This is a genomic window from Nitrospinota bacterium (assembly GCA_016235255.1).
Lineage (GTDB): Bacteria > Nitrospinota_A > UBA7883 > UBA7883 > JACRLM01 > JACRLM01.
On record JACRLM010000047.1, the window covers coordinates 1 to 14,740 of the forward strand.

Consider the following 14,740-nt stretch of genomic DNA (forward strand, 5'->3'; position numbering starts at 1 on the left):
AACGAGGCTAAAGCGGGCTCCATGGGGGGCACAAAACAGTCGTTGTCTGAGCGCAAAGAGGCCGTCAATCCGCAATTACGGGGTAAATGATGGATCAAAACCACGATGCTGGAATTATGCAAAGGTCTCCTTTACAAGGAGGGGTGGCGGCGTTAAGCCGCCGGGGTGGTAAATGTTTTACTTTACGCTCCCACCCCCTCGGCTCCCGCGGAGCCACTCCCCCTCAGGCAGGGGGAGAAAAAGAACCGGCTGGCCCACTTTCAACCACCATGAATAAGTTTATACGATGTTCCTGAAACTCTCGGAAATCGCCGGGCAGGACACCCCGATCCGGATATTAAAACAGGCCGCCGCCTCCGGCGACATGGCCCACGCATACCTTTTCGCCGGGCCGGAAGGAGTGGGCAAAAAGACCACGGCCCTCGCCTGGGCGCGCGCCATGATGTGCCAGCGCGGCGGGGACGACGCCTGCGGCCAATGCGCCCCATGCCGCAAGGCCGAAGGGGGGAACCATCCGGACATCATCTTCGCCGAGCCGGAAATCCGCCCGAACAAGAAGAAAAAAGAGCTGGACATGGACCATGTGCGCGAGCTGATCACAAAGCTCCAGTACAAGCCATACGAGGCGCGCCGCAAGGTGGTGATAGTGGACGGGGCGGACAGGATGAACCTCCCCGCCGCCAACGCGTTCCTCAAGACGCTCGAAGAGCCGCCGGGGGACGCGGTGATAATCCTTGTGGCGTCCAACATGGGAAGGTTGCCCGCCACCATCATATCCCGTTGCCAGCCGCTTCGGTTCGGCCCGTTGCATTTCGCCGAAGCGGTGGAACTGTTCACGCGGACACGCGGCATGACGCAACAGGAGGCGGCCCAGACGGCCTCGCTATGCAAAGGAGCGCCCGGCCTTGCCGGGGAGGACGCGGCGGCAAGGAGAGAGGTGCGCGACCGGGCGTTAAAATTCCTTTCGATGGTGGCCCAGGGGGACGCGGCGGGGGCTTTGCGCATGGCCCAGGAACTGGACAAGGGGGACGACAAGGCCACAAGGTGCGACATGACCCTGGAGGCCGTGGCGGAGCTTGTCCGCGACCTTATTACGGTGAAAATAACCGGAGAATGTGATAAGTTGATGAATATGGACATCAAACCGGCCATGCTCACCCTGGCGGCCGGGTTTTCGGCTCGCGGACTGGAAAGGGCGTTCGACAAAGTGTCTGCGGTTTCGCTGGCCCGCCAGTGGAACATAAATCCCCTTTTATGTTTCAGCCTGCTGTTTATGGAGATGAGAGAAAGATAGTGCCCGACGAGATTCAAAACACCGGGGACGGCCAGGAAAAACCTTCCGGCCCCGCTGAAAACAATATTCCCTGCCCAGGTTGCGGTCCGCATTCCGAAGGTGATGTGACCACTGTAGTGGCGGAGGAGCCTTCCACCGATCCTAAAAAGTTCGCCATCGGAGTGGTGACCGGCATCGGCGGCAGGGCCGAGGACTTTTTCTGGAACCTTCTCGATCTTCGCGTGGGGGATCAGTGCGTTGTGGACGGCGACGGGATATTGTCCATCGGCACGGTGGCCATAACCAAGAAGGTTGCAGGCCTTTGCCCAAAACGCGGCAGGCCGCACGGCAAGGTTGTGCGCAAGGCGACGGACGATGACGTTTCCAGGGCGGCATCGCTTGCGGTGAAGGAAAAAGACGCCATGCGCTATTGCCGGGGCAGGATACTCGAGCACGACCTGGCGATGAACCTTTCAAAGGTGGTCTATAACTTCGACGGCTCGAAGGCCGTTTTCTACTTCACCGCCGAAAACCGCGTGGATTTCCGGGACCTGGTCAGGGACATTTCGTCCTTCACCCGGGTGAAGGTGGAGATGCGCCAGATCGGCGTTCGCGACGAGACGCGGATGCTTGGCGGATGCGGCCCCTGCGGGGTGGAGCTTTGCTGCGCCCGGTACCTTTCCGATTTCGCCCCGGTCTCCATCCGCATGGCCAAGGACCAGAACCTTTCGCTGAATCCCGCCAAGATATCGGGGGTGTGCGGCAGGCTGATGTGCTGCCTTGGATACGAGCATGAGCATTACAGGGCGATAATGGAAAGAATGCCCCGGATGAACAAGTCCGTGATCACAATGGACGGGCGCACGGGGAAGGTTTACAACATAAACGCGCTGGCCGAGCGGGTGGGCGTGGTGTTCGAGGACGGGTCCCGGATGGAGTTCGCCGCTTCGGACGTGTCCCCCGCCCATAAAGGCCCCCCCCAGAAGAAAAAGGAAGACGAAACGGCGCAGGCCGCCCCGCCGCCACAGCAGCAGGTCCAACCTGCCCCGGCGAGGGAAAGACTGCCCGAAACACCAGCGCATGAGGATCGGCGGCCGGAGGGCGTATCTCCCGGAGCCCAGCCCGGCAGAAAACGGCCCCGCAGGAAAAAGAAAAAGAGTTTTCAGAGGGAGGGGGGCGCCCCCCAGCAGGACAACAGGCAACAGCCCCCGCAGGGGCAGGATCGTCAACAAAGCCAGGATCGTCCACCGCGCCCGGAAAGGCCGCAGCAGGCCCCGGGCCAGCAGCCCGGCGGCGGCGCCAGCGGTGGCGGTGGCGGTGGCGGCGGCGACCGGCCCGAGGGGGGACGGTTCCGTGGTAGAAGGCGCGGCATGATGAGAAGGAGAGGCGAGGAGGGTTGATTATGCCCCGTTATCTTCGTCTTTCCGCGTTTTTCATGATTCTTGCCACCACAGTCGCGTCCAGCGAAACTGTCTATATTGAAGGCAAGGCCGCAAAGTTCCGTTCCGGCCCCGGCACAAACTACAAAGTACTATGGGAAGCTCCAGTGTTCACTCCACTGGAGTTCCTGGCCAAATTCAAGGATTGGTACGCCGTGCGGGACAAGGACGGCGACGTCGGCTGGGTGCACAACCAGGTGATCGCAAAGGGGAAGGCGGCGGTGGTGACGGACAAGAAAGCGGACGTGCGCAAAGGGCCGGGAAAGGACAAGCCTATGGCCTTCGCCGTGGAAAAAGGGTATCTTTTCCGGGTGGTGGATGAGAAAAAAGAGTGGGCGAAAGTGAAGGACGCCGAAGGGGACGAAGGTTGGATTTTAAAGGAAAGCCTTTGGATGTCCCGGTAACTTGAGTTCAACCAGAACAAAACCTCCGATTTTATGAACAAAGAGAACGGGGTGCCGGGGACCACCGAAGCGGACAGCAGGCTTTCGGAGATCGCCGAGTTCAACAACAAGATCCTCTCCGTCATCTCCCATGATTTGCGCTCCCCCCTATCCTCCACCATCGGCCTTATCCGGCTTTTATTGCGCCGCGACAAAGAGCCACTTTCCGAAAGACAGGAAAACATCCTGCGGGTGATGGAACGCTCGGCGGTGCAACAGATGAGTTTCATAGAAAACCTTGTGGAGATATCCCGGATCGAACGCGGCCTTTTGGAGGCGCACCCCTCCCCTGTTCCCGCCGCCCGGATAGTACGGCGCGCACTGGAAATCGTTTCGGCGGCCGCGAAGGAAAAAGGGATCGGAGTGTCGGACGAATCGGACGGCGGGCTGTGGATCGAAGCCGACGAGGAAAAGGCGGTCCATATCGTCCACCACCTTCTGACGAACGCGGTGAAGTTCACCAACAGGGGGGGGTGGATTAAAATTCAAACAAAGCGGGAGGGCGATCTGGTCCTCATCTCGGTGAGCGACAACGGCGTGGGGATGGACCCGGCCAAGACCGGAAAACTTTTCGACCTGGCGTCAAAATGCGGAACCCTTGGCACCGACGGTGAAAAAGGGACCGGGCTGGGCCTGGCCATATGCAAAAAACTGGCGGCGCTGATGGCGTGCGGGATTTGCGTTGAGTCCACACCGGGAAACGGGACGACGGTGACGTTGAGTTTTAAAAAGGCGAATCAGGCGTAATTGCCGTCATGGTTCGGCAAGCTCACCATGACAATAATTCATAATGTCATCCTGAGCCTGTCGAAGGATGGCGCCAATAGCTTGATGGGGCGCAGGTCTCCGCGCCCCTGTCACATCAGCGGTAAGCGGCGTTCACGCCTTCTTGGAAATCTTCGCCCCGATGGCGCCTTGCAGCACGGAATCCAGTCCCGGAGCGTTACCGGAGAGCGAACTGGCCGCTCCGGCGGAAACCGCCTGCTTCACCGCCGATAGCTTCTGGCTTTGCGCCGCCTTGTCCTTGGCCGCGGTCACGTCCGCATTCCGTTGTTTGGCCGCGTCATCGGCCTTTTTCACCGTGGTGTTCTTGCTGAACCTCGCGGCGGCGTCGGTCTTTCCGGCCTTGTACGGCGAAACTTTGTTCATTTTGCTGTAATCGTAATAATTCTCGGCCATACCACCCTCCTGTCCCTTATGGGACAATTGTAGCACTAATCAAAAGGAGTGTCCCGCCGGCTCCCGAGTTTGGAGCGGAATGCCGACGGGATTGGCCCCGCGAGTAAGCCGGGGTTTACGCCACCGTGTCTATGGTGGACCCCGCCTTCTTTATCATGTCTATCATTTGGGCGCCTGCGGCCTTTTCCGCCGCCAAAGCGTGCTTTAAAACCGCCACGCCACCCTTATCGCCCTGACTTGCCTGTTGAACGAAATCGCTTTTCCCGCCGCCCGCCGCTGAGACTTCCATAGCGCTCACCCCCGATCAGGTTTATATTCCCGCAATCAACTTATCGGAGGGAAAAGATTAAAACTTTAGGGGGGGACGGGATTTTTTTAGAAAAAAAACAGGGGCGCGGCGAACCGTACCCCTGCATTAAAGGCTGCTTACGCGCTGGCGATCTCTTTTTCCAGAGACGGGGCTATCTGGACCGGTTTGACATATTTTTCAACGTCTTTCCGGTTCCCCACCACGCCCAATTTCTTGAAAAGGAAGTCAAACTTGGCTTCCAGCTCTCCCCGGAGCGTCGCCCGAACCTCGCTTGGCAAGGTCCAGATTTCCTCCTTGACCAGCCCAAAACCCTTTTTACGGGTCTTGTAAATGAACTGTTCCTCTGTCTGCCCTTCTTTCCACTCCGCCTTGAACTTTTCCTTGAGCAGCCCGTACATCTTGTCCCGGAGCGGCTGGGGAAGGTTTGGCGAGTCATACACCATGTTCTGGAAACCGGTGGCAAGATGCACCTCGGAAGTTGTGGTCTCCGGGAACCTGTGGAAAGCGTCGTCCGGCAAGGTTGACGCGCCATGCTGCACGGCGCCGGAAAGGCCGTATTTCTCCCGCGCCGTATGGCTCATCTTTTCCAGGGTGTCAAAGTCCAGCTTCACTTTTGCGATGGTGCCGTCCGCCAGGGGGACGCCGCCGTGGGTGGTGCCGGTCTGCACCGACACTTTGCTTATCCCTTTAAGGTTGGCCCCGTATTTTTTCAATGTCGAATTGTATCCGTCCATATACGCCACAAGTTCTTCCACTGTGGAGTTTTTCTCCCCCACTTCGCCTATCTCCCCGCCGACGGACACGGTGACCCCCGCCGGTTCATGCTTGCGCACATGGGCGGTCAGCTCCGCCCCCACCTCGAAGTTGAGCCTCTGCTGCCCGGTCAAATCCGGCTTTGACAGGTCCACAAGCGTGGATGTGTCTATATCTATATTGTAAAAGCCCCCTTCGACGGCCTCCGCGATCAGTTTCTTGAGGGTCTCCACTTCCTTGGCCGGGTCGGCCTTGTATTTTTTCACGTTGACCTGGAAATGGTCCCCCTGCACGAACACGGGGCCTCTGAAGCCTTCCTTGATGGCGGCGGCCAGCATCACAGCCGTGTACTCCGCCGGGCGCTGGAACGTGTATTCGATCTCCGACTTGGCGATCTCGTATATGAACGTGCCGCAATTGTTCCTGACGGCGGTGCGGGCAAGAGCCCTGGCCACGTCATACGTCATGCCGCGTATATTGACGGCCGGGACGGTGTATCCCTTCACTTCGCCGCGCCCCATCGCCTCGTACAGCCCCTGGATGGAGGCCGACCACACACCCAGCGCGATACCAACGGACTTTATCGCCCATCTGGCAGTGCCGCGGATTTCAGGAGTCTGGCCGAAAACGGCGTTATAGGCCAGTTTGTCTATTGCCTTGCCCTGGCAAGCGGATGGATCGGTGATCTTCAGCGATCCGCCCTCGGCAACGGCGCAATTGGATATCGAAGCGAGCAGCTCTTTAGCGTCGGCAACTTTCATTATCCACCCCCAAGATCAAGTTGAACGCACTCGGGAAAGGCTTTTGAAAAGCATTTTGCAGCCCCCCGTTCCCCGTTAAAACCTTGTCTAAAATATCACACTCGCAGGGGCGGAGCCAATGGCAAATGGGGCGCGAAAATTAAGCATGTATTTTGATGAACGCCACGCATGCTTTATTTCATTTTTCCCGCCCACGCCTACCCCATGAACTTCTCGAAAAACCCCTTTTGATGCGGCCGCACTTCACCGCCGTCCAGCTCCGCAAGCTCGCGCAATAGTTCTTCCTGCCGTTTGCTTATCTTTGCCGGCGTGACCACCACGAGACGTATGATCAGGTCCCCCTTCCCATAATGGCGAAGGTGAGGCACTCCCCTGCCCTCCAGCTTGTGGAGCGTGTCTGACTGCGTCCCTGCGGGCGCCGTAAAGCTCTCCTCCCCGTCCAATGTGGATATCTTGATGTCCGCCCCGAGCGCCGCCTGGGAGAATGTCACCGGCACTGTCACCAGCACATCGTCGCCATGACGCTGGAACTTATCGCTCTCCTTCACATATATCACCACATACAGCGACCCCGCAGGGCCGCCGTTCCGCCCCGGTTCGCCCTCCCCTTGCAGGCGAAGCTGCGATCCTGTGTCCACCCCAGCCGGGATTTTCACCGACAGCTTCTTTTTCTCCAGCGTCATCCCCATCCCATGGCAGTTCTTGCACGGATGGGTGATCTTCACCCCTTCGCCGTGGCACGTGGGGCATGCCGTGGATATGGAGAAAAACCCTTGAGACCGCACCACCTTCCCCGTCCCCCGGCATGTGGCGCAGGTGGAAGCTTTCTTCCCTTTTTCGGATCGCGACCCGTGGCACACGGAGCAGGTGATATATTTTTCCACCTCGACTTCTTTTTCAACTCCGCGCACCGCGTCCATGAACTCTATCTGCATGTCATACCGCAGGTCCGAGCCCCGCCGCGCGCCGTCCGGCCTGCCACGTCCGCCGCCGAACCCGAAAAAGTCCTCGAAAATGTCGCCGAACGATGTGAATATGTCCTCGAACCCGCCGAAGCCGGAGAAGCCCGATTTCTTCAGCCCGTCGTGGCCAAAGCGGTCATACAACCCGCGTTTTTCCGGGTCGCGCAGCACTTCATAAGCCTCGGAGGCGGCCTTGAATTTCTCCTCCGCTTCCGGGTTGTCCGGATTCTGGTCGGGATGGTATTGATACGCCTTTTTCCGGTAGGCCTTCTTTATATCCTCCGGGGAGGCGTTGCGGGCCACTTCCAATAATTCGTAATAATCCTGCTTCGTCATGGCCCTTTACGCTTTCCTCCCAACCCGCACCATCGCCGGCCGCAGCACGCGCCCTTCGTACACATATCCGGGCGTCAGTTGTTCCATCACAATGTTGTCCAATGCGGCGTCCTCCACCTCCACCACCCCCACCGCCTGCGCCACCTCCGGGTCGAACGGTTTTTGCGCGCAATCGGTGACCGAAAGGCCGCGCACCGTAAGCGCCTTGACAAGCCCGTCGCGCAAAAGGCCCATCCCTTTGAGGATCGCCTCGTCTGCGTTGGCTTTCTTCGCGTGGTCGAGCGCCCTGTCAAAATCGTCCATCACAGGCAGGAGCGCCGATATCAGGTCGCCAAACCTCGCCTTGGCCCTGTTGTCCACGTCCGCTTCCAGCCGTTTGCGAAGCTGGTCCACCTCCGCCATCCGCTCCTTGTGGGCGGCGATATATTCGCGCAGCCGCTCGTCGTTCTGCCGCATCTGTTCGTTGAGCTGGTCAACGAATGTCGGTAGCCGTTCAAGGTCGGCCTCCGGCGCGTCGGAGCAGGTGTCGTCCACCGATTTTATCCGGCGCTTGTCACGCACTTCAACTTTATCGTCTTCACTCATCGCGTCATCAGGTCTTCAAGAATTTTAATCAAATCGCCGGTGACAAACCGTTCCGGCACGCCGCAATCGGCCCCGCGTTTACGGCTCGTGGCCGCATAGGCCCCGCCGGGGGCGCGGCCGGCGACGGTAACTTCGTCCACCAGGTTTCCAAGGGTATCATAGACCGACATCACAATCGCCGGTTTGTTTTGCCGGCTTTTGCCGGCGTTTTCGCAACGAAGGCTGGTCAAAGCCCATACAAGCCCGCTCCACGATTCAGGGTTTATGTCGCGCTGTTCGGGGCCGGTCATTTTATAGACGTCCCCTTTGCGGGCGATGTCGAACACCTGCCCGTGGCGGCTTATCACTATCCTTCCCACTTCGTCCGAACGGACCGGGAAATATCTGACGTCGAAAAATGTGGACGGTTTTACATTGAGCGCGTTAAAAGTATTGCCGTCAAGCTCCACGTATTTCTTGCCATCATCCGATAGCGCGTAATGCCGGCCGGAGCTTTTTTCAGCGGCGCTATATAGGCTGACCGTTTTGTCCTTCCCGCCAGCGGTGATGGTCATCTTCAAATCCGCAACGCCAGCCTGGGCGTCCGCAAGCTTTGTCCCCCTCGCCCGTTCAAGCTCGAATAAAATACTTTCAATCGCCGCCGTGTCCGCCTCCTTGCCTTGGGGTTCCACGATGCGCCAGCGGGTCTCATCGCTCTCTTTCTTTTTCTTCTCCGTCTCCGCCGAAAGTTTCCATCCCGGAGCCGCAAGGGTTATCTTCGTCACCGTGTTTTTATCGAACTTGACCAACGACAGGTCGCGGAACATGTCCGGCGTTTCCGGGGCGGATGTGTGAACGTCCTCCGGGATTCTCACCAATGTGCCAGAACCTGCCATCGTGGCGTACCGCCCCCCTTTCACCGTGGGCGAACCGATGAGAAGCGTTTCGGTGTTTATCGTTATCGAGGCGGCGGGCCTGTCCAGCCCGTACTGTTTCATGTCCGCAAGGTTGTCTTCCACAAATTCATCCGCCACCGCCGCCAGTGTTTTGGAAAGGTATTGCTCCACTTCCCCCGCGTCCAGCGCCCCTTGCGCGGGCTTTGCCAGGTTCCATCCGGCGTCCGATTTTTCCACGGTGATCTCAGCGCTTCCTTTTTTCACCGTGAGCGATTTCACATCGGATAGTTTTGCGCGGAATAGTTTCCTCTCCCGCAGGTCGAAAAGGTTTTTGAAAATGTCATCTGCATCGTGCGAATGGACCATATAGACATTGGGGGAACCATCCACCATCACATAACGCCCATGCCCCGCCGGGCTCACAGCGCCCACTTTTATGGTTTGCGATCCGCCGGATTGGGCGAACGTCACAGAATCGGGATTTTCCAGCCCGTAATCGGCAAGATTAGGCGCCGGGCCTATATCCTCGCCCCGTTCAAGCCCACTGGCTGCGATGATGATCGCGTCCACCGCTCCCGCCGCCGCCAAAGCCTTCACCGGGCCTGTGATTCTCCATTCCGCGCCGGCCTTTTCCAATACGATGGTCCCGGCCCCCTTTTTTATAGTGATGGAGCCTGCCTTGGCCGTGTCGAGGTCTAATAGTTTCGGGCCTGATTTTGCGCCGCCGTCCGCGCCTGTCTTTACGTGGCCCAGGTAATAATAAATGCCGCCAAGCGCCGCCAGCGTCAGCGACGCGATCCATATCCTGCGGCCTTTCATTTGCGCCTTCTTCGCCAGACGTAAACACCGCCGCCCGCCGCCGCCAATGGAATCGCCGCCACCGTGATCCAGAACACCGTGGCCAGTTGCCCGGCCGTGAAGAACACAGGGTTGAATCCCTTCGATTTGGGCTTTATGACGGCGCCGCCATCCCGCTCCGATAGCCAGTTGACCACGCCGATGAGCAGGTCCCGGTTGCCGGAGAAGTTGACGCTTGCGTTGGATGTGAAATCAGAATCGCCCGCCACGGCCATCCTTGTTTTCCGCGTTTTCTCGCCGATCTTGCGCTCTTCTTTGGACGGCCCTATCTCCCACTCGGCGGTGGCTATCAGCGTCAACGGGCCGGGATGATCCTTCGCCGGATCAAATTCCGGCCTCCCTTTTTCGATGGAGCCTGCGTCCGTCTCCCCCCAGCTTTGTTTCGCCGTGGCGGCGATGATGTCCAGCTTGGCGCCATCTATCCCTTTACCGGTCTGGATAGAGCGCGAAAGGGGGAACAGCGCCACAGCTTTCATGTCCTTCACCGCCGGATGCGGCCCGAACTCCGCCACCGCCGCCACCAACGGATCAAAGCCCAGCTGCTGGCTTAGCGGATCGAGGATCATGTCGTCGCGCAGGGTGAAGCCGAACCCCGCAAGCGATTTTTCAAAATTTTGCAGCCTGCCCGGATCGGCCATAAAAAACGCCGGTTTCCCGGCCTTTATGGCCGATTCCAGCGCCAGCGCCTCGGCTGGTTGCAAGTCTTTGGCCGGGCCGGGGACTATCAAAAGATCGGCGTCCCGGGGAACTTTGCCCTGCTCGAAAAGGTTTAGCGCGGCCACGATGTATCCTGCCCCTTCCAGCGCGTTTTTCGCCTCCGTCCAGCCCCCTTTGCCGTTGTCGGCCATGTCACGCTCGCCATGCCCCTTGAGCGCGTATATTTTTTTCTGCCCGGAGGAAGTCACGTGGGCGATGGCGTTGATGATCCCGTCTTCCGATATTCCATGTACGTTCTCGCGCCTGCCGGAGGCGGCCTCCACGATGACGGTGTCATAATCGGCCACGCTGTATTTTTTCGCGACGCCAGGCTTGCGGTCCGGATCCACGATCTCGTAACCGAACTTTTTGGCCGCATACGAAAACTGTTCGAGCGCATCCTTCGTCTCCTGCGCCTTTTCCGGCTTTACGAAGGCGTACACCTTTATGTCGTCCGTCAGGGCCGCCAGCGCGGCGGCGGCCTGCTTGCCGAGGGAAAATTTCTGATCCGCCGTCAAATCGAACCTTTTGTAATGGTTCACCCCGATAAGGTTTATCACCACCACAACCGCCATCACGATAATTGTGAAGGCCGCGCCCCCCATCGCTTTTTTCAGCCGCTTTTTCATAACGAGTTCAAGCCCTCCACGAGCGCGACTCCAGCGAGCGCAGCGTCAGGAATATGAAAAGGAAGATGAACGAAAGGTAATAGACCAGGTCCTTCGTGTCTATCACCCCCTTGGCGAAAGTCTCCATATGCTCCAGTATCGAGATGTGCCGCAGCGTCTCCGCCAATGGGCCCGAATCGCTCCCCACCGTCCAGGAAATCACCCACAGCATCAAAAGCGACCCGAACGATACCGCCGCGGAGATTATCTGGTTTTCCGTCAAGGTGGATATGAACATCCCCAAAGCGACGAACGACGCGGCCAGAAGCAGCAAGCCAAGGTACGCCGCCGCCACCGCGCCCCACGCCACCGGGCCGTAGATGGACGCAAGCGCCGTGTACACGAAGGTAACGGAAAGCATGGCCCCGAATAGCCCGAGGGCCGCCAGATATTTGCCGAGGGTGAGTTGCAAGCCTGTGACAGGCCACGTCAACAAAAGTTCGATGGAGCCGTTTTTCATCTCCTCGGAGAAAAGACGCATCGTGACGAGCGGGGCCAGCAGCAGCATCACCACCCCCATGTTGCCGAACAGCGGCCGGAGGACGAACGAGGCCATGTCCAGCTCCTGCGGCCCCATGTATTGCGCCATGCGGGAGGCTTCAAAGCTGGCCATCCCGTAAAACACCATACCGGAATAGAAAAAGTAGCCGGATATGAGCAGGAACATCACCATCACCGCATAGGCCACCGGCGAAAGGAAATAGGAGCGCAGTTCGCGCTTGAGGATTACGATGACGCTATTCATTGCCCCGCCCTCTCTTCAACGCCGGCCGCCTGCGGCTCCTCGGTCACAAGCTTCAAATAAACATCCTCCAGGGACATCGCCCCTCCCGCCGACAGCTCCATAAGTTCCCAGTCCATTTGCGCCACTAGTTTCACCGCCGCCTTGCGAAGGTTCATCCCCCCTTTCGGGGTGATGGCGCAGGAGACCACATCACCTTCAACCGTGGCCGAAACGTTTTCAACCTCCGGCATCGCTTTAATTGCGTTTATCACCTGCTCATGCGGCCCGGCGATCTTCAATGCCGTCTGCCCTCCGCCCCGGAACCTGGACGAAAGGTTTTGAGGCGTGTCCGCCGCGATGACTTTGCCTTTGTTTATTATCATCACCTTCGAGCAGATCATCTGCGCTTCGGGGAGGATGTGGGTGGAAAGGATCACGGTCCGTTTGCCAGCAAGCTCTTTTATCAGCGAGCGGATTTCGGCGATCTGTTTGGGGTCCAGCCCGATGGTCGGCTCGTCGAGCACCAGTATTTTAGGATCGGCCAGCAACGCCTGGGCCAGCCCCACCCGTTGCTTGTACCCTTTCGACAGCGATTTTATGAGCGAGCGGCGCCTGTCCGCAATCCGGACCGACTCCATCACCTCGTCCACCTGACGCCGCTTTTCGGCCCCCTTCAATCCCTTTATCTCGGCGGCGAAGTCCAGATATTCCCCCACGCGCATTTCGGTGTACAGCGGGGTGGATTCGGGAAGGTATCCCACCCGTTTTTTTACTTCCAGCGGATTTTCCGCCACGTCCAGCCCGTCCACCATCACCCGCCCTTCCGTGGGGGGCATGAATCCTGTGATGATGCGCATGGTGGTGGTCTTGCCGGCGCCGTTGGGGCCCAAAAAGCCGCAGATTTCCCCCGGTTCCATGGAAAACGATATATTGTCCACCGCCAGGGCCGCCCCGTAGCGCTTGGTGAGGTTCTCCGCCTTTATCAAGTCAACTGCCTGTAAGTTAAATACGTTGAATAATCAATAATTACAGCGACGCATAATGTATAAGACCGGCAAAGGCCAATGTCAATGCCGGGATGGATTTTATGATATTTTCAAGCGGCGCGCCCCCCCCCACGCACACCATGCCGTTTTCCATAGTTGAATATTTCCTTCATTCCAAAACTAATTATTGGGACACATATTTTTTGATTGAATCATGCTGTCCATCCATAGGCGCGCGAATTTGATCATCCCTCTTTTCGAAATATGAGTTTTACCTCCTATGCCGGCGTCGGTATAGGTTAAATACCTATCTCCCGGCGAGGTTAAATAGCTATCCGTATCAGGCCCGGGATATATTTTTTCTCCGCAGTTAACCAAGCCGATTTGAGCTTTTCTAATATGATCAGCGATTTTTCCGTCATTATATGTCGCCACTGAAACATAGATCGGAGCTGACACTCCCTTTTCCCTTATCGAATCGAGCATGCTTGAAAAACCAGCGGAATATTCCTGGCCCGAAAGTCCATGGTCCGCCTCCCCCTGGTGCCACATTATGTGGGTTATTTCAAATCCGCCAAGCCTTAATTCCGTGATGGCATTTTCTATCCTGCGATTTAAATGCCCTCCCCTGGCCCAATGCTTGACGCTTGATCCGCCCGCTCCAATCGATGTGATTAGCGCACTTTTGGAAAGTCCATTTTGTATGATAAGGTCACCTAGCCTGCTCCATACAGACGCTCTTTCGCCAGTGGCTCCCAGCAGAGGATCAGCGGCTTTATAACATTTCCCGCGATAATAATTATACACATCATATCTTGACGCATAGCCGGGCTTTTCACCATAATTTGCGGAATTGGACTGGCCAAGCGCCAGAATTACAGATGGAGCATGCGCTCTGACTTCACCGCAATCCACAACTTCCTTCCCGGAAACATCGGAGTATATTGGAAGGACCAATGTCCCATTCATGAAGTCTTGCGCGGGAATTTTGTACATCGCCATAATGGCGCCGGATATCGCGGACATGTGCTTGAACGCCCTGTCCTTGCACGGTATTGGACCGCAATAGGCTGATTTGCCGTTTATGTTCCGTATGTCCACATAGCTGACGGCGGTCAATCCCAATAAACGGCGGATATATTCCTTCTTTATCCGGTCATATTCCTCACGCAATCCATCGCGTGCGCTGTCCGATTCAACCGAAGGCATGTCCACTAACAGTATCATGGCTCCGTTCGCCTTCACCGCCGCAACAAGTTTTAAAAGCTCATCAAACTGCCTCCCGGAAACGCGGGCGTTTGGCTTTGCCGCAAGCCCGTCCGGGGAAACACCGCCTTGGGGATATCCGGTCAAGCCTATGAACGGTTTTTTCAGGGAAAACCACGCCGCGTTCAACATGGCGTAAAACGAGGTGATGGCCGGGCTGCCGGGATTGCCGCGGAGACGGTCGATGACCTTTCCCTCGCCGTCATAATACATGAAATATCTCTTTTTCACCGAAGACAAAGGGGCGCCCGCTTTTATGTTTCCAGGCTCCCCTTCGACGAACATTTCAGGGCTGACGCCAGCAATAAACAAAAGCTTCCCGCGGATTTCCGGCGGGTTGTTGTCCATGATGGTCTGGACAATATCCCTTAATTCACCAATATCAGGCGTGGTGTCCAATGAAAAATTATGGACGTCGAATCTAAAGAAGTATTTTTTCAATATCCCGGCGGCAAATGCCTTCTGTGACGCTGGACCTCCAATTGCGAAAGTGTCCTAAACTTAGTTGAAACGAAGGTATGACCTCACCTGCTACCATGTTTTTGAACGAAAACAACGGAAAGCAAGGAGGTCACATGAAAAGAGTAAACGGTAACGGGAAAACTGGCAAGGGAAGAATGGATTTC

Annotated in this window: 14 protein-coding genes; 4 read left to right on the plus strand and 10 right to left on the minus strand. The window is 57.3% G+C overall.

Annotation, left to right across the window (positions count from 1 at the left end; genetic code table 11):
• The first annotated feature begins 286 nt into the window (after positions 1-286).
• Genes holB through HZB29_06290 form a run of 4 tightly spaced genes read left to right on the plus strand, consistent with a single transcriptional unit; the run spans position 287 to position 3,902 of the window.
• Positions 287-1,294: a DNA polymerase III subunit delta' gene (holB, locus tag HZB29_06275; protein MBI5815200.1), complete on the plus strand. Its 1,008-nt coding sequence runs from the start codon at positions 287-289 to the stop codon at positions 1,292-1,294.
• Positions 1,294-2,673, plus strand: a complete 1,380-nt coding sequence (locus HZB29_06280) for a hypothetical protein (protein MBI5815201.1) — start codon at positions 1,294-1,296, stop codon at positions 2,671-2,673. The genes holB and HZB29_06280 overlap by 1 nt, the downstream gene beginning before the upstream one ends.
• Positions 2,674-2,675: 2 nt before the next feature.
• Positions 2,676-3,116, plus strand: coding sequence for an SH3 domain-containing protein (locus tag HZB29_06285; GenBank protein MBI5815202.1), 441 nt, complete (start codon positions 2,676-2,678; stop codon positions 3,114-3,116).
• Positions 3,117-3,149: 33 nt separating this feature from the next.
• Positions 3,150-3,902 carry a HAMP domain-containing histidine kinase gene (locus HZB29_06290; GenBank protein ID MBI5815203.1) on the plus strand — a complete coding sequence of 251 codons (753 nt, stop codon included), beginning with the start codon at positions 3,150-3,152 and terminating at the stop codon, positions 3,900-3,902.
• Positions 3,903-4,034: 132 nt separating this feature from the next.
• Here the strand turns inward: HZB29_06290 and HZB29_06295 are convergent, their stop codons facing one another.
• From HZB29_06295 to HZB29_06340, 10 genes are all read right to left on the minus strand, one after another.
• On the minus strand, positions 4,035-4,334 hold the full coding sequence (locus HZB29_06295) for a hypothetical protein (protein ID MBI5815204.1): 300 nt from the start codon (positions 4,332-4,334) through the stop codon (positions 4,035-4,037).
• A 115-nt stretch (positions 4,335-4,449) separates the two neighbouring features.
• Positions 4,450-4,623, minus strand: a complete 174-nt coding sequence (locus HZB29_06300) for a hypothetical protein (protein MBI5815205.1) — start codon at positions 4,621-4,623, stop codon at positions 4,450-4,452.
• A 137-nt stretch (positions 4,624-4,760) separates the two neighbouring features.
• Positions 4,761-6,158 (minus strand): class II fructose-bisphosphate aldolase, encoded by a 1,398-nt coding sequence (locus HZB29_06305; protein ID MBI5815206.1) that lies wholly within the window; start codon positions 6,156-6,158, stop codon positions 4,761-4,763.
• A 197-nt stretch (positions 6,159-6,355) separates the two neighbouring features.
• The gene (gene dnaJ, locus HZB29_06310) at positions 6,356-7,456 is read right to left on the minus strand and encodes a molecular chaperone DnaJ (protein MBI5815207.1); all 1,101 of its coding nucleotides are present in this window, start codon (positions 7,454-7,456) and stop codon (positions 6,356-6,358) included.
• 6 nt (positions 7,457-7,462) lie between these two features.
• A complete protein-coding gene (locus HZB29_06315) occupies positions 7,463-8,041 on the minus strand; it encodes a nucleotide exchange factor GrpE (protein ID MBI5815208.1) in 579 nt (192 codons plus the stop codon).
• Positions 8,038-9,735, minus strand: coding sequence for a DUF4340 domain-containing protein (locus HZB29_06320; GenBank protein ID MBI5815209.1), 1,698 nt, complete (start codon positions 9,733-9,735; stop codon positions 8,038-8,040). Before HZB29_06320 ends, HZB29_06315 begins: the two co-directional genes overlap by 4 nt.
• Complete coding sequence (locus HZB29_06325) at positions 9,732-11,099, minus strand: GldG family protein (GenBank protein MBI5815210.1); 1,368 nt, start codon at positions 11,097-11,099, stop codon at positions 9,732-9,734. The genes HZB29_06320 and HZB29_06325 overlap by 4 nt, the downstream gene beginning before the upstream one ends.
• Before the next feature lie 7 nt (positions 11,100-11,106).
• A complete protein-coding gene (locus HZB29_06330; GenBank protein MBI5815211.1) occupies positions 11,107-11,883 on the minus strand; it encodes an ABC transporter permease subunit in 777 nt (258 codons plus the stop codon).
• Positions 11,880-12,848 carry an ABC transporter ATP-binding protein gene (locus HZB29_06335; GenBank protein MBI5815212.1) on the minus strand — a complete coding sequence of 323 codons (969 nt, stop codon included), beginning with the start codon at positions 12,846-12,848 and terminating at the stop codon, positions 11,880-11,882. Before HZB29_06335 ends, HZB29_06330 begins: the two co-directional genes overlap by 4 nt.
• Before the next feature lie 180 nt (positions 12,849-13,028).
• Positions 13,029-14,555, minus strand: coding sequence for a hypothetical protein (locus HZB29_06340; protein MBI5815213.1), 1,527 nt, complete (start codon positions 14,553-14,555; stop codon positions 13,029-13,031).
• Positions 14,556-14,740 lie beyond the last annotated feature (185 nt).

What these genes read in the sequence shown, in the direction of transcription:
- dnaJ (MBI5815207.1), bottom strand. Translation starts at nt 7,456, where the DNA reads ATGACGAAGCAGGATTATTACGAATTATTGGAAGTGGCCCGCAACGCC.
- holB (MBI5815200.1), top strand. Translation starts at nt 287, where the DNA reads ATGTTCCTGAAACTCTCGGAAATCGCCGGGCAGGACACCCCGATCCGG.
- HZB29_06320 (MBI5815209.1), bottom strand. Translation starts at nt 9,735, where the DNA reads ATGAAAGGCCGCAGGATATGGATCGCGTCGCTGACGCTGGCGGCGCTT.
- HZB29_06325 (MBI5815210.1), bottom strand. Translation starts at nt 11,099, where the DNA reads ATGAAAAAGCGGCTGAAAAAAGCGATGGGGGGCGCGGCCTTCACAATT.
- HZB29_06305 (MBI5815206.1), bottom strand. Translation starts at nt 6,158, where the DNA reads ATGAAAGTTGCCGACGCTAAAGAGCTGCTCGCTTCGATATCCAATTGC.
- HZB29_06330 (MBI5815211.1), bottom strand. Translation starts at nt 11,883, where the DNA reads ATGAATAGCGTCATCGTAATCCTCAAGCGCGAACTGCGCTCCTATTTC.
- HZB29_06290 (MBI5815203.1), top strand. Translation starts at nt 3,150, where the DNA reads ATGAACAAAGAGAACGGGGTGCCGGGGACCACCGAAGCGGACAGCAGG.
- HZB29_06300 (MBI5815205.1), bottom strand. Translation starts at nt 4,623, where the DNA reads ATGGAAGTCTCAGCGGCGGGCGGCGGGAAAAGCGATTTCGTTCAACAG.
- HZB29_06285 (MBI5815202.1), top strand. Translation starts at nt 2,676, where the DNA reads ATGCCCCGTTATCTTCGTCTTTCCGCGTTTTTCATGATTCTTGCCACC.
- HZB29_06295 (MBI5815204.1), bottom strand. Translation starts at nt 4,334, where the DNA reads ATGGCCGAGAATTATTACGATTACAGCAAAATGAACAAAGTTTCGCCG.
- HZB29_06315 (MBI5815208.1), bottom strand. Translation starts at nt 8,041, where the DNA reads ATGAGTGAAGACGATAAAGTTGAAGTGCGTGACAAGCGCCGGATAAAA.